Here is a 12,969-nt window from a genome sequence, read left to right as displayed (position 1 = left end):
GTGCACACATAGGACGGGTGGTTGCTGCACCGGGAGGCGGGGATCATGGATCTCGAAGCGATTGTTCTCATCCAAAGACTCAAGTACCGATACGCACGCGCCTTGGACACCAAATCGTGGGTCGAATTCGCCGACACTCTGACCGTCGACGCCACCGCGATCTACGGAGAACAACTCAGTTTCGATTCCCGAGATTCGTTCGTCTCCTTCCTCGAGAACACTCTCGGATCACACATCATCACCGAACATCAGTGCGGGCAACCCGAGATCGACGTCGACGGAGACACCGCAACCGGGATCTGGTGCCTCGCGGACACAGTGGTAATCCCCGAAGACGGCATGCTGCTTCGCGGATCGGCCTTCTATCACGACAGATACACCCGCTGCAGCGACGGTGAATGGCGAATCTCCCACACGAGCTACGAGCGGACCTGGGAATCGGTGGTGGCGCTCGCCGACATGCCGAGTTTCCGATTGACGTCCAACAAGTGGGCGCTGCTGCAGCAACCGTCGTTCGGCGACTCGGTCGTTCGCAACGTCTCCTGAGGTCGCCCGCGATTAGAGTCGGCTCATGGTTGATGCAGATTTTTCGCTGCCTGACGTACGGACGTGGATTCGCGGTATCCCCGCGCTGACCGGAACTCCGCCGCCCGCGCCCGAGTGTTTTCCGGAAAAGCCGGGGGAGTTGTTCCTCGACTGGCTCCGTGCGGCCGTGGCCTTCGGCGTCGTCGAGCCACACGTGTGTGCGCTCTCGACCGTGGACGGCGACGGTATGCCTGATTCTCGCTTCCTCATCCTCAAGGACGTGACCGAGGGTGGGTTCTGGTTCTCTGGTTCAGCTGCTTCGCCGAAAGGTGTTGAGCTGAAAGAAAATCCGCGAGCATCGCTCGCCTTCTACTGGCGCGAGACGGGTCAACAGATCCGGATTCGCGGAACGGTTCGCGAGGGCGACGACGCACTTCGACGCCGAGACTTCGTCGAACGCTCCGTCACCGCGCGAGCGGTGGCGACGGCAAGTAAGCAGAGCGAGGTGCTCGAAGACTTAGGGGCGTACGACGCGTCGGTGGCCGCTGCGGAAGCAAGAATCAGCGACGACCCAGGGTTCGTGTCGAAGGACTGGCGTGCGTGGTGCCTCGAGCCGGAGTCTGTCGAGTTCTGGCAGGCAGACTCCGGGCGTCGACATCAGCGGTGGTTGTACCGGCGCGGCTCGGACCGAGCATGGACACGAGCAGTGCTGTGGCCCTAAGGGGCAGCTGGGCCCAGATCAGCTCGCGCTGATCTCCGGCGATACGAGGTTGACGACGATCGACTGTCCGCCCAGCTTGGCGTGGATTTCGGGATGTTCGAACCCCGAGGACAACAGGTAGCTGCCGAGCATTGTGAGCAACTCGTCCAGATCCGTCGTGGGATCGGAGGAATGTGCGCTCGAGGGTGAGGCCTGATTTGCGATGAGTTCGGTGTGGGTGAGTCGACCGGCCACTCGAACGGCGGCTACGCCCATCGCGTCGCGACGTACGACGGTACGACTTCGAGTTTCGAGCGTCCTCGATGATTCGCGTGTTGAAGCTGGCACTGAAAGGTCCTCTCCGCTGCTGTGTGCGGCCGTGGTTCGGGCAGGAAGCGGAAACGTGAATGCATCGGATTGCTTGGGTGCGGTCGACAGAAAATCCGCTGTGGCGGTGGCACTGCTGGAACCGTTACCCGTGGAAAGGTTGCTCCCAGAACCATTGCTTGCAGAACCATTACTTGCGGAACTATTGGCTCTCGATCCGTTGCCGGAACCGTTGGGGCCCGCTATTCCGTGAGAATTCTTGTCTTCCATTGTTTCGCTCCTGATGCCCGTAAACAGACCGCCGGTTTGCTTAATCGACGCAAACATACCAGGAGTTGGTTTACGGTCACACCCCTTGTGGAGTTCGGCGTTGAATGCGCAGCCACATTGCGAAGCCCCACAGGACGAAGAATGCATAGACCAGATAGAGGATCGCCGAAGGGTAATAGCCGGCTCGGAAAAGAAGGGGAACACCAACGGCGTCGACGCCGATCCAGATGAGCCAGAATTCGGTCCAGCCGCGCGCCATGCCGTATGTCGCGAGGATGGAGCCGGTGAAGATCCAGGCCTCTGCCCACGCTCCGTACGAGCCGAGGAGGTCGAAGATCCAGGCGAAAGCGATTGTGCCGCTGGTCATGACGGCGATCATGGCGACGCGCTCGCGAGTTGTCGCCCAATGGGGCAGGACTGCGCGACCGGAGTCGCGTGCCCCGCGTCGCCACTGAGTCCACCCGTAGACGCTGACGGTGATGAACAACAACTGACGGCCGGCCTGGCCGTAGAGATTGAGCTCTTGCGGCGTGTGGAAAAGTGCGCCCATGAACACCGTGAACAACAAGGCATTTCCGGCTATACCGACGGGCCACGCCCATACCGAGCGTCGCGCACCCGCGATCGCGGAGCCGATTCCGAACGCGTTTCCGATGATCTCTCGCCAGAGAATCGTGGCGCTGCCGATGTGCAGTTCGGCGTCGAACAGCGCCTCGATCAGGCTCATCAGTCCGCAGCAGCGACGAGGGGTTCGAGCGTCAGATCCGGGAGTTCCTTCTGGATGTACTGCAGGCGCCACTTGTCACTGACCAGGGCGAGCAGAACACCGTCGGAACGGGTGAAGACCTCCACACCTCGTTGACGGTTCAGTTCGACCTCGGACGCGGCGTCGGTACGGCGAGCCAATGCGTAGCCGAGCGGTTCCATCTTGGCCTCGACGTTGAACTCGGCCTTCATGCGTGCTGCGACGACCTCGAACTGCATCGGGCCGACGGCCGCCATGACGGGGGAGGCGTCGCCGCGGATGTCGTTGCGGAGAATCTGGACGACGCCCTCGGAATCGAGTTGGTCGACAGCACGGCGGAACTGCTTGTACTTGCCGGCGCTTTCGGCGCGCAGGATCGAGAAGTGTTCCGGCGCGAACGACGGGATCGGCGGGAACTCCACCTTCTTCTCGGTGTACAGCGTGTGGCCGGGTGCGAGTGCGGTGGCGTTGACGAGGCCGACGACGTCGCCGGGGAACGCGGATTCGACGGTGGAACGTTCACGTCCGAATACCGTCTGGGCGTACTTGGTCGTGAAGGGCTTGCCGGTTTGGGCGTGTGTGACAACCATGCCGCGCTCGAACACGCCGGAGACGATGCGCATGAACGCCAGACGGTCGCGGTGCGCGGTGTCCATACCGGCCTGCACCTTGAAGACGACCGCACTGAACGGATCGGTGACCTCGCGCGGCTTGCCGCTGAGGTCTTCGCGCCCACGCGGCGGCGGCGCCAATTCGACGAGGGTGTCGAGAATCTGGCGGACGCCGAAGTTGAGCATCGCGGACGCGAAGATCACCGGGGAAGTCTGACCGGCGAGGAACATCTCCTGATCGTGGTCCTGGCCGGTAGCGGAGAGCAGTTCACTCTCCTCGGCCGCGGTCTCCCACTCGGAGCCTTCCTTGGCGAGCGCCGCGTCGGCGTCCATGACCTCTTCGGGGGCGATCTTCGCGCCGCCTGCGGTACGGGTGAAGCGGACGTACTCGCGAGCCTCACCGTCTTCACCGCGCCGCAGCAGTCCGCGGAAGTCGCCGGCGATGCCGACCGGCCAGTACAGGGGGGTGGGTGTGAGGCCGATCCGTTCGCTGATCTCGTCGAGCAGTTCGAGAGGAGTCTGACCGGGACGGTCCCACTTGTTGATGACGGTGATGACCGGAATGCCGCGGTGACGACACACCTGAAACAGCTTGAGCGTCTGCGGTTCGAGGCCCTTGGCAGCGTCGATGAGCATGACCGCCGCGTCGACGGCGGTCAGGACGCGGTACGTGTCCTCGGAGAAGTCGGAGTGACCGGGGGTGTCGACGAGGTTGATGACGTTGATCTGCTCGTCCGGGGTCTCGGACGAGTGGTAGTTGAACTGCAGTGCGGTGGAACTGACGGAAATGCCGCGGGCCTTCTCCATCTCCATCCAGTCCGAGACCGTCGACTTGCGGCCTGCCTTGCCGTGGACGGCTCCTGCCTCCGATATCTTCTTCGCGTGCAGTGCCAGCGCTTCGGTCAGCGTCGACTTTCCGGCGTCGGGATGCGAGATGACGGCGAAGGTTCGGCGACGCTCTGCCTCTGCGGACAGGCCCTTGGTCGTCGTCGTGACCGCGACCGACCCGCTCTCGGTTGAATCGGGGCCTTCGGTGTCGGACTGGACAGTCGAGTCGGAAGGGACGGTCGAGTCGGACGGGGTAGTCAACGAAGAACCTCTCGAAGTGGGCGTCGGTGCCGGCGACGTGCCGGTGCGCGGACAGGTGGAGAGTGCGGCAGCACAACAGAGAAAGGATACTCGCAGACCACGATGCGATAGCCACTGCGGCGTAACACTCGGCGAACGATCGCTGATTATCCATGTATGTGTGTGTTCGAACACACAGCCATTTGTGTCCTGCGAAGAGTTGCACTGATCGAAGTGTGACACTGACCGAGGAGTTGCGTTGAGCAAGTTCACCGAAGAGATGTATGCGACCGCCGCAGTCACCGACCGCGGCCTGGTGACGGGAGAGCCGGACAACGCTTTCCGTCAGACCTGGGGCGACATCCACCAGGAGGCTAGGCGCATGGCCGGCGGCCTGGCCGAGGTCGGTATCGATCGCGGCGTCGCGATCGGCATTCTCGCCGGACAGCCCGTCGACATCGCACCTGCCTGCCAGGCGACGTGGATGCGCGGTGCGTCGGTGACGATGCTGCATCAGCCGACCCCCCGAACGGATCTGGGCGTCTGGGCTCAGGACACCGAGACTGTGATCGACATGATCTCCGCGAAAGCCGTCATTCTGGGTGCGCCCTTCGACGCTGCCAAGCCGCTCCTCGAAGAGCGTGGCATCACCGTCGTGACGGTGGACGAGCTTCGCAGCGGAACGTCGATCGATCCCGTGGAGACGGCCGAATCGGATATCGCACTCCAGCAGTTGACGTCCGGTTCCACCGGTTCGCCCAAGGCTGTGCAGATCACGCACGAGAACTTCTACACAAATGCCTACGCCATGATCAACCGCATCAAGTTCTCCATCGAAGACGAGGTGATGGTGAGCTGGCTTCCGCTCTTCCACGACATGGGCATGGTCGGTTTTCTCACGGTTCCGATGCAGGTGGGCGCAGAGGTCATCAGCATCACGCCGATGGATTTCCTGCGCACCCCGGTGCTGTGGGCCGAGCTGATGGGCAAGTACGGCGGAACTGTCACCGCCGCACCGAACTTCGCGTACTCGCTCTTGGCTCGTCGACTCGCACAGGCGGAAGACGGGGCAGTCGACCTGTCCAGCGTCCGATACATGTGGAACGGCGCCGAGCCGGTGGATCCCGACACGATGGATGCACTCGCCGAGGCAGGTGCGCGTTTCGGTTTGAACCCGACTGCGCTGGCGCCCGTGTACGGAATGGCGGAAACCACGCTCGCCGTGTCGATTCCGGATCCCGATCAAGGTCAGGTCCTCGACTACGTCGATCCAGACTTTCTCGAATCGATGTCTCGAGCGGTGCCGTCCAATCGCCCCAACGCTCGTGCCCTCGCCACACTCGGCAAGATGGTGCCTGACCTCGAGGGACGCATCGTCGACCGTGACGGTCAGGTGCTTCCGGCCCGCGGTGTCGGAATCATCGAGGTTCGCGGCAAGGCAGTCACTCCCGGGTACGTCACGGTCGACGGACACAAGCCGGCCCAGGACGACGACGGTTGGCTCGACACCGGTGACGTCGGGTACTTCACCGAGGAAGGACTGGTCGTGGTGTGCGGGCGTGTCAAGGACGTCATCATCATGGGCGGCCGGAACGTGTACCCCACAGACATCGAACGGGCGGCCGGAACCGTTGCCGGTGTGCGTCCCGGAAATGCCGTCGCGATTCGTCTCGACGCCGGCCAGAAGCGTGAGAGCTTTGCAGTCGCCGTCGAGACCAACGCGTTCGAAGATCCGGAAGAGGTCAAGCGTATCGAACGCGAAGTGGTCCACGCCGTGGTTGCCGACGTCGGTGTCCGACCTCGCGCCGTTGCGGTCCTGGGTCCCGGCAGTATCCCGAAGACGTCGTCGGGGAAGCTCCGCCGCGCGAATTCGGCTGCACTGCTGGGTAACTGACCGTCAGTGCAGGCGGTTCTGTGCGGCTTCCAACCCGAGTTCGAGCAGTAGCTCCACTGCATCCGCAGCCTCTTCGCATACGAGATCGAGTTCTTGTCGCTCCGTGGACGAGAACGGCTTGAGAACGTAGTCCGCCGGGTCCATGCGGCCCGGCGGACGACCGATCCCGACGCGCGTGCGCAGGTAGTCCTTGGTGGTCAACGAACTCGAAATGGACCGCAGGCCGTTGTGGCCGCCTTCGCCGCCGCCGAGTTTGAGTCTGATCGTCCCGAAATCGAGATCCAGTTCGTCGTGGACGACGATGATATTCGCGGCGTCGACCGAGAAGAACCGCGCGAGACCGGCGACAGCGCCACCCGAGAGATTCATGTACGAGCGTGGTTTTCCGAGAATCACGCGCCGGCCGGCGAGGCGACCTTCGACGATTTCGGCACCACTCTTCTTGTGTACGTTGAACTTTCCGCCCATGCGCCCGGCAAGGGTGCCGGCGACCATGAAGCCGACGTTGTGCCGGGTCTTCTCGTACTGGGGGCCGGGATTACCCAGGCCGATGACGAGGGCGGTATCTGTGCTCAACGGACGCTACTTTCTGGCTTGATTTTTCCTGCTACGCACGAACGGCGCGTCACTCCGAATCGGAATGACGCGCCGCGCGCAGTGAGTTCTGTTGGAACCGAGAGGATCAGGCCTCTTCTGCAGCCTCGTCGGCGGCGGGAGCTTCTGCGCCCTCTTCGAGGTCTGCCTCGGTGGGTGCAGCAACGACGTTGACGATCAGGGTGTCGGCGTCAGCCTGCAGGGTCGAGCCCTTGGGCAGTTCGAGCTGGCTGGCCAGGATCTGGGTGCCGATCTCGAGACCCTCGACCGAAACCTCGATCTGCTCGGGGATGTGAAGCGCGTCGGCCTCGATGGAGATCGTGGATGCGTCCTGCGCGACCATCGTGCCTGCAGCAGCATCGCCGACGACGATGACGTTCACGTCGATCGTGACCTTCTCGCCCTTCTTGATGACGAGGAGGTCGGCGTGCTCGATGTAGTTGCGGATGGGGTGCACGACGACCGACTTGGTCAGTGCAACCTGCTCCGTGCCCTCGATGTCGAGGGTGAGGATGGCGTTGGTGCCGTGTGCACGGAGGATGGCGGCGAAGTCGCGAGCCGGCACATTGAGGTGGCGGGGATCTTCACCGTGGCCGTACAGAACCGTGGGGACCTGGCCGTCACGACGTGCGCGGCGAGCTGCGCCCTTGCCGAATTCGGTGCGGACGACGGCGACGAGGTTGTTTTCTTCAGACATGATGAAACGGCTCCTACAACTCACGGGGTTCGTGCTCGGTTTACTGACGTGTGGTTTTGCCTGCGGCAAGGCGGACAGGCGCGCACACGGCCAGGAGCGAAACGCTCGAGCTGAGCCGTAGCCGCGTCGATCACGGTAAACCTGCAACGTGTGGAACTGCTGCGATTCACCCTCGCCGAGACAACTTTGGATACGTTACCGGAGTTTGCTCCCGGCCGCTAATCGCAGGTGGTGGGGACCTGGCCGTGTGGACGTGGTTCGCGTCACATCGAAAGCGGTAGCCTGACGGAGTGACCACCGTGGGGAACGCTCCCGAAGGCAGTCGGCTCGGTGCCGTCGTGCCGGGTACCGACCTGTCGCAGCATGCTCGCCTACTCAGTCGGGTGCACGACGCAGTTCTCTCCGGGCAGGAACCACCGGCGCAGCCGCGGACCGTCGTGGCGCGGTCGTGGTCGAGGGTGGCCGCCGGCGGGCTCACGCCGGATCACTGCGGTGCGTCTACTGTCGCCGATTTCTCCGAGTTGGAGGCGAGGCGTTCGCGTACCGCGCTGCGAAGCGTTCTGCCCGAACTGCGAACCACGCTCACCGAGGTCGCCGAGGACGCGGGCTTCATCGTGGTCGTTGCCGACGCCGACGGTGTCCTGCTCTGGCGCGAAGGGGCGAAGACCGTCAAACGTGCGGCGGACGCTCTCGGGTTCGCGGAAGGCGCACGCTGGTCGGAGCAGTCGGTGGGGACCAACGCGATAGGTACCGCGCTGATCGAAGACTCTGCGGTGCAACTCTTCTCGGCCGAGCACTATGCGCCCACGCATCACAATTGGTCGTGTACCGGCTCGCCCGTGCACGACCCACGGACGGGCGAGATCCTGGGCGTGGTGGACATCAGTGGATCCGCAGCTTCGGTTCATCCCACCACCGTCGCGCTGGTGCGCACCGCGGTTCGCCTCGCGGAGGCGACGCTGTGGCGCGAGCACGCAGCTTCGCTCGAGCGCCTGCGCTCGCGCGCGGCGCCGTTGTTCGCGGCAGGCACAGGTCCGGCATTGGTGGTCGACGAGTTCGGCTGGGTAGCCGGCGCCAGCGGGATTGCCGCGCCCGACCGTGTGGCAGCACCCAGTGCGGGAAAGCCCGTCATCGTGCCAGGTCTGGGGATGTGTCTGCCTGAGCCGCTCGGAGACGGCTGGCTGTTGCGCACCGGCGTCGGCGGGCCGTTGATCGAGCTGGAGCTGGCCCTCGGAGCATCGCCGCAGGTGACGGTGCGTGGTGACGCCAACTGGACGCGCGCGCTTTCGCCGCGTCACGCTCAGATCTTGCGGGCACTGGCAGCCGTCGGTTCGGCAGGTGTGGATGCCGCAGGCCTGAGCGAAGTGCTCTTCGGTGATCGCGAGCATGTCGTGGCAGTGCGCGCCGAGGTGTCCAGACTGAGGAAACACCTCGGCGCGGTCCTGCAGACTCAGCCGTACCGCTTTGCCGAGGGCGTGCGAGTTGTGGTGATCTAGCGCGCCGCGCTGATTCCGGCACGACGTCCGAAGAAGCTGCCGTCGCCGAGACTTGTCCCGCTGGCGTAACCGCCCGCACAGACACCGGACGTGCAGCGACCCGCTGCGAAGAGTCCGGGGATCGGCGCACCCGAGACGTGCAGAACCTCGGAATCGACGGTGGTCTTCAATCCTCCCAGCGTGAATCCGCCTGTGCGGCCACGGAGATCGATTGCCGCGAACGGGCCGACGATCGGCTTCACCCACTCGGACTTCTTGCCGAGCACCGGATCCGAACCTTCAGCCGCGTGCCGGTTGTAGAGGTCGACGGTGGATTGCAGCGATCCGACGGGCAATCCCATCTCGCCTTCGAGTTCCTCGACGGTCTCCGCCACCCAGCTCGGCTGCGCCCGCAACTGTGCACTGGACGATTCGGCATTCATGCCTTCCTCGTACGCAGCTTCGTCGATCACGAGGAATGCCTGGTTGTCCTGCTGGAACAGCGTTGCCTGGCCGATGCGGCCGGGGTAGGTGTCCTCGGGGATGTATCGCTGACCGCGGCCGTTGACAAGAATGCCGCGCACCATCAACTGTGGGTCGCAGAAGAACGCGACCTCGGTGGCGTCCATGTGTGCGGTGTCGGCGCCGAGTGCCTGACCGATCTGGATTGCGCGGCCGTCGTGCGCCTCGATGGAGGCCGCCGGGTGGCCGAAGATGCGCGGTGCGTTCGAGCGCACCATCTCGTTGTTGTACGCGAAGCTGCCCATCGCAAGCACTACGCCTTTGCGGGCACGAATCGCGACATCCTTGCCGTAGCGCTTGGCGACGACGCCGACAACCCGATCGCCGTCTACCACCACAGTTTGGACGCGCAGATCGTATTCTGCTCGGACACTGAGCTTTTCGGCCGTCTCGACGAGTGGCTTCATCAGCATGTAGCCGCCGCCCTTCTCGCCGGTGTTCTTCTCGGACATCTGCGGAACGTGTCCGCGGGGCGCGGGATCGACGAGGGTGTTGAACGGCGCGGCGTTCTCGCCTCCCGAGTACATGAGGCCGTCGTCGTACGGCGGTTCCCAGCCGGGCTGACCCCAGAACGATTCCTTGAACGGGACCCCGGCGTCGACGAGCCAGTTGTAGTGATCGACGCTGCCCTCGCAGTACGCGTCGATCTTCGTATCGTCGGTTCCGGGGCCGAGCGCTGCCTTCATGAACGTCTTCATGTTCTCGACCGAGTCCTCGAACCCGCACGCCTTCTGCAACGGCGTTCCACCGCCCAGGTAGATGAATCCACCAGCCAGTGACGCGGCTCCGCCCCAACCGCCCGTCCGCTCCAGGACGAGCACCTCGGCGCCGGCACGAGCTGCTTCGATCGCAGCGGTGACGCCGGCGATGCCGTATCCCGCGACGACGACGTCGGCCTCGTAGTCTCAGGTGGTGATGTCGGCAGCGGAGATCGATCTGACGGTGGGGTCGGCCATGCGAATAGTCCTCTCGGAAGGCGAAACTGCTGATCACCCCACAGTTGCAGTTTCGACTTCCGCAGATCAGGCATGGTCCCGGTCAACGGGAGGTTTGCAAACTCCTCACCGCGCCCAGAAATGTGTCCAGGTCGGCTTCGTCGACGAAGTAGTGCGGCGATGCGCGAACCACGGCGTCGAGTCCGCGGGCATCCATGTCGAGGAGGGTGGACCCGCGACCGCTGACGGTGACGGTGATGTTCTGTGCTGCAAGCTGATCCCGAACCAGGTGCTCGGAAATACCGTCGACGGTGAAGGAAACGATGCCGCTCAGATGGGTTCCTCGATCGCGGACTTCGACTCCGGAAATCGCTGCCAGACCTTCCCTCAGCGTGACTGCTCGGGATTCGATCTGCTCCCACGCCGTGTCGGTGCCGATCGAGAGCAGATAGTCGGCGGCGACGCCGAGACCCAGGCGCGCCGCGACACTCGTTTCCCAGAGTTCGAATCGTGTTGCATCCGGCGCAGGGACGAAGCTGTTCTCGCCGGTCCATTCCGCTCCGTGCAGGTCCATCGCAGCGGGTTCGAGTGCGTCGACGAGTCCGGGGCGGACGTACAGGAATCCGGTTCCGCGTGGCCCGCGGAGCCACTTGCGGCCGGTTGCGCTGAGGGCGTCGACGCCGAGTTCGGTGACGTCGATGGGCAATTGGCCGACGGACTGGCATGCGTCGAGCAGAACGAGCGAGCCGTAGGCCCTCGCGAGTTCGACGACCTCGCGGACGGGGTTGATCAGGCCGCCGTTGGTGGGGACGTGGACGACGGAGACGACGCGAACACGATCGTCGAGCATGTTCTCGAGTGCGTCGAGGTCGATGCGTCCGTACTGATCGCTCGGGATGATCTCGACGTGGGCACCGGTCGAACGCGCCCGCCCCAGTGCAGCGATGGCGTTGCTCGCGTATTCGACTCCGCTGATGAGGATTCGATCACCGGGTCCGAGCGGAACGGCAGCGAGGAAGTCGTTCCACGCACGGGTCGCGCTGTCCGTCAAAGCGATATCGGTTGCCTGAGCACCGATGACCCGGGCCAGCGAATGGGGAACAGCAGCGAGGGCGCCGCTCTGACGAGCAGCTGCGACGTATCCGCCGACGTCGGCTTCACGTCTCAGGTGCTCGATCATCGTGGTCAGCACCGGCTCGGGCGGGAGCGAGGATCCCGCGCTGTCGAGGAACACCTTGTCGAGGCATCCGGGAGTGTCGCGGCGGATCGTGTCGAGATCGAACATGGCACCTTCCGTTCATGTCGGTGTGGTTCAAACTACCTGTGAACGAAGCTGTCCCGATGGAGCGAAGACTGGGCACGTCCGATGCCGTAGTGATCGGCCTCGGCGCGATGATCGGCGCCGGAGTCTTCGTGGTGTTCGCGCCCGCTGCCGCAGTAGCCGGTACCGGGTTGCTTGTGGGCCTGGCGATTGCAGCGTTCATCGCATTCTGCAACGCGACGTCGTCGGCGCAGCTTGCGGCCAGATACCCCACTTCAGGTGGGACCTACGTCTACGGACGTGAGCAGCTCGGACCCTGGTGGGGGTTTGCCGCCGGCTGGTCGTTCGTGATCGGGAAGACCGCGAGCTGCGCGGCAATGGCTCTGACTTTCGCGACGTATGTTGCGCCTACGGCCTGGCGTGTCCCCGTCGCGGTATTGGTGGTGGCAGCGCTGGTTGCAGTCAACTACCGCGGAGTCACGCGGACGGCGCACATGGCCAGGGTGATCGTCGCCGTGTCGACGACGGCGCTGTGTGTAGCGCTGGTGGTTGCCGTCGTCGGTCCTGGTGCGGTGCGCGAGTTCCCGGATCTCGCATTCGGGTCGTGGTACAGAATTCTGCAATCGGCGGGACTGCTGTTCTTTGCCTTCGCCGGGTACGCCAGGATCGCGACGCTGGGGGAGGAAGTGCGTGATCCGCGTCGAACGATTCCGCGGGCGATCCTGATCGCACTCACCGTCGCCGTCATCCTCTATGCGCTGGTAGCGGTGGTGCTGTTGGTGACGCTGGGACCTGATCGGCTGGCGAATTCGGCGCGACCACTGGCAGATGCGGTGGGCGCAGTCGGTTGGAGTTGGGCCGTTCCCGTAGTGGTGATCGGTGCCACGGCGGCGTCGGCGGGGGCGCTGCTGGCTCTGATCGCCGGCGTGAGTCGTACGGCGATGGCGATGGCCCGCGAGCGCGATCTGCCAGTGGCCCTCGCTGCAGTCCATCCACGGTTCGGGGTCCCTCACCATGCGGAACTTGTGGTCGGTGCCGTTGTGATCGCCTTGGTCTCGACAACCGATCTTCGTGGGGTGATCGGCTTTTCGTCGTTCGGAGTGCTGCTCTACTACTTCGTCGCGAACGTGAGTGCGTACAGCCAACGCGGTGTGGACCGGTTGTATCCGAAGTGGCTGCAAGCGGTCGGCGCGGCTGGTTGTGTCGTTTTGGTGGTCACACTTCCGTGGATCGCGGTTGTTTCCGGGGCAGGTGTGGTTCTGGCCGGTTGTGGGTACCGGTGGATACGACTGAAGAAATTCAACGACACGTAACACCACAAAGGGTGCATCTCGGACGTTGGCGT

At 64.0% G+C, this 12,969-nt stretch carries 11 protein-coding genes and 1 pseudogene; 5 read left to right on the top strand and 7 right to left on the bottom strand.

What is annotated here, in order from left to right; genetic code table 11:
• The first annotated feature begins 45 nt into the window (after window positions 1–45).
• Entirely contained in the window at window positions 46–546 is a 501-nt protein-coding gene (locus tag EHW12_RS21515) for a nuclear transport factor 2 family protein (RefSeq protein WP_003946235.1), read from the top strand.
• 25 nt (window positions 547–571) lie between these two features.
• The gene (locus EHW12_RS21510; protein ID WP_058226047.1) at window positions 572–1,246 is read left to right on the top strand and encodes a pyridoxal 5'-phosphate synthase; all 675 of its coding nucleotides are present in this window, start codon (window positions 572–574) and stop codon (window positions 1,244–1,246) included.
• A gap of 18 nt (window positions 1,247–1,264) precedes the next feature.
• On the opposite strand, the gene EHW12_RS36060 is transcribed toward EHW12_RS21510, so the two are convergent.
• From EHW12_RS36060 to EHW12_RS21495, 3 genes are all read right to left on the bottom strand, one after another.
• Window positions 1,265–1,573 carry a hypothetical protein gene (locus EHW12_RS36060; RefSeq protein ID WP_306669658.1) on the bottom strand — a complete coding sequence of 103 codons (309 nt, stop codon included), beginning with the start codon at window positions 1,571–1,573 and terminating at the stop codon, window positions 1,265–1,267.
• 325 nt (window positions 1,574–1,898) lie between these two features.
• Window positions 1,899–2,549, bottom strand: a complete 651-nt coding sequence (pnuC, locus tag EHW12_RS21500) for a nicotinamide riboside transporter PnuC (protein WP_050654516.1) — start codon at window positions 2,547–2,549, stop codon at window positions 1,899–1,901.
• Complete coding sequence (locus EHW12_RS21495; RefSeq protein ID WP_007728924.1) at window positions 2,549–4,267, bottom strand: peptide chain release factor 3; 1,719 nt, start codon at window positions 4,265–4,267, stop codon at window positions 2,549–2,551. The genes pnuC and EHW12_RS21495 overlap by 1 nt, the downstream gene beginning before the upstream one ends.
• A gap of 238 nt (window positions 4,268–4,505) precedes the next feature.
• On the opposite strand from EHW12_RS21495, the gene EHW12_RS21490 reads away from it, so the two are divergent.
• Complete coding sequence (locus tag EHW12_RS21490; RefSeq protein WP_125051718.1) at window positions 4,506–6,140, top strand: fatty acyl-AMP ligase; 1,635 nt, start codon at window positions 4,506–4,508, stop codon at window positions 6,138–6,140.
• A gap of 3 nt (window positions 6,141–6,143) precedes the next feature.
• On the opposite strand, the gene pth is transcribed toward EHW12_RS21490, so the two are convergent.
• Together pth and EHW12_RS21480 are read right to left on the bottom strand one after the other, a co-directional pair.
• The gene (gene pth / locus EHW12_RS21485; protein WP_125051716.1) at window positions 6,144–6,716 is read right to left on the bottom strand and encodes an aminoacyl-tRNA hydrolase; all 573 of its coding nucleotides are present in this window, start codon (window positions 6,714–6,716) and stop codon (window positions 6,144–6,146) included.
• A gap of 106 nt (window positions 6,717–6,822) precedes the next feature.
• Entirely contained in the window at window positions 6,823–7,431 is a 609-nt protein-coding gene (locus EHW12_RS21480) for a 50S ribosomal protein L25/general stress protein Ctc (protein WP_003946242.1), read from the bottom strand.
• A gap of 290 nt (window positions 7,432–7,721) precedes the next feature.
• On the opposite strand from EHW12_RS21480, the gene EHW12_RS21470 reads away from it, so the two are divergent.
• Window positions 7,722–8,927, top strand: coding sequence for a GAF domain-containing protein (locus tag EHW12_RS21470; protein WP_042448934.1), 1,206 nt, complete (start codon window positions 7,722–7,724; stop codon window positions 8,925–8,927).
• Here the strand turns inward: EHW12_RS21470 and EHW12_RS21465 are convergent.
• Both EHW12_RS21465 and EHW12_RS21460 read right to left on the bottom strand, forming a co-directional pair.
• A pseudogene (locus EHW12_RS21465) lies at window positions 8,924–10,384 on the bottom strand (FAD-dependent oxidoreductase). The gene EHW12_RS21470 and the pseudogene EHW12_RS21465 overlap by 4 nt on opposite strands.
• Before the next feature lie 82 nt (window positions 10,385–10,466).
• A complete protein-coding gene (locus EHW12_RS21460; protein ID WP_007728914.1) occupies window positions 10,467–11,648 on the bottom strand; it encodes an aminotransferase class V-fold PLP-dependent enzyme in 1,182 nt (393 codons plus the stop codon).
• 14 nt (window positions 11,649–11,662) lie between these two features.
• Between EHW12_RS21460 and EHW12_RS21455 the strand changes: the two genes are divergently transcribed.
• Window positions 11,663–12,937, top strand: coding sequence for an APC family permease (locus tag EHW12_RS21455; RefSeq protein WP_125051714.1), 1,275 nt, complete (start codon window positions 11,663–11,665; stop codon window positions 12,935–12,937).
• Window positions 12,938–12,969 lie beyond the last annotated feature (32 nt).

The sequence above is a fragment of the Rhodococcus sp. NJ-530 genome, assembly GCF_003860625.1.
Taxonomy (GTDB): Bacteria; Actinomycetota; Actinomycetes; order Mycobacteriales; family Mycobacteriaceae; genus Rhodococcus_F; species Rhodococcus_F qingshengii.
This window is presented reverse-complemented; position numbering and strand designations above follow the sequence as displayed.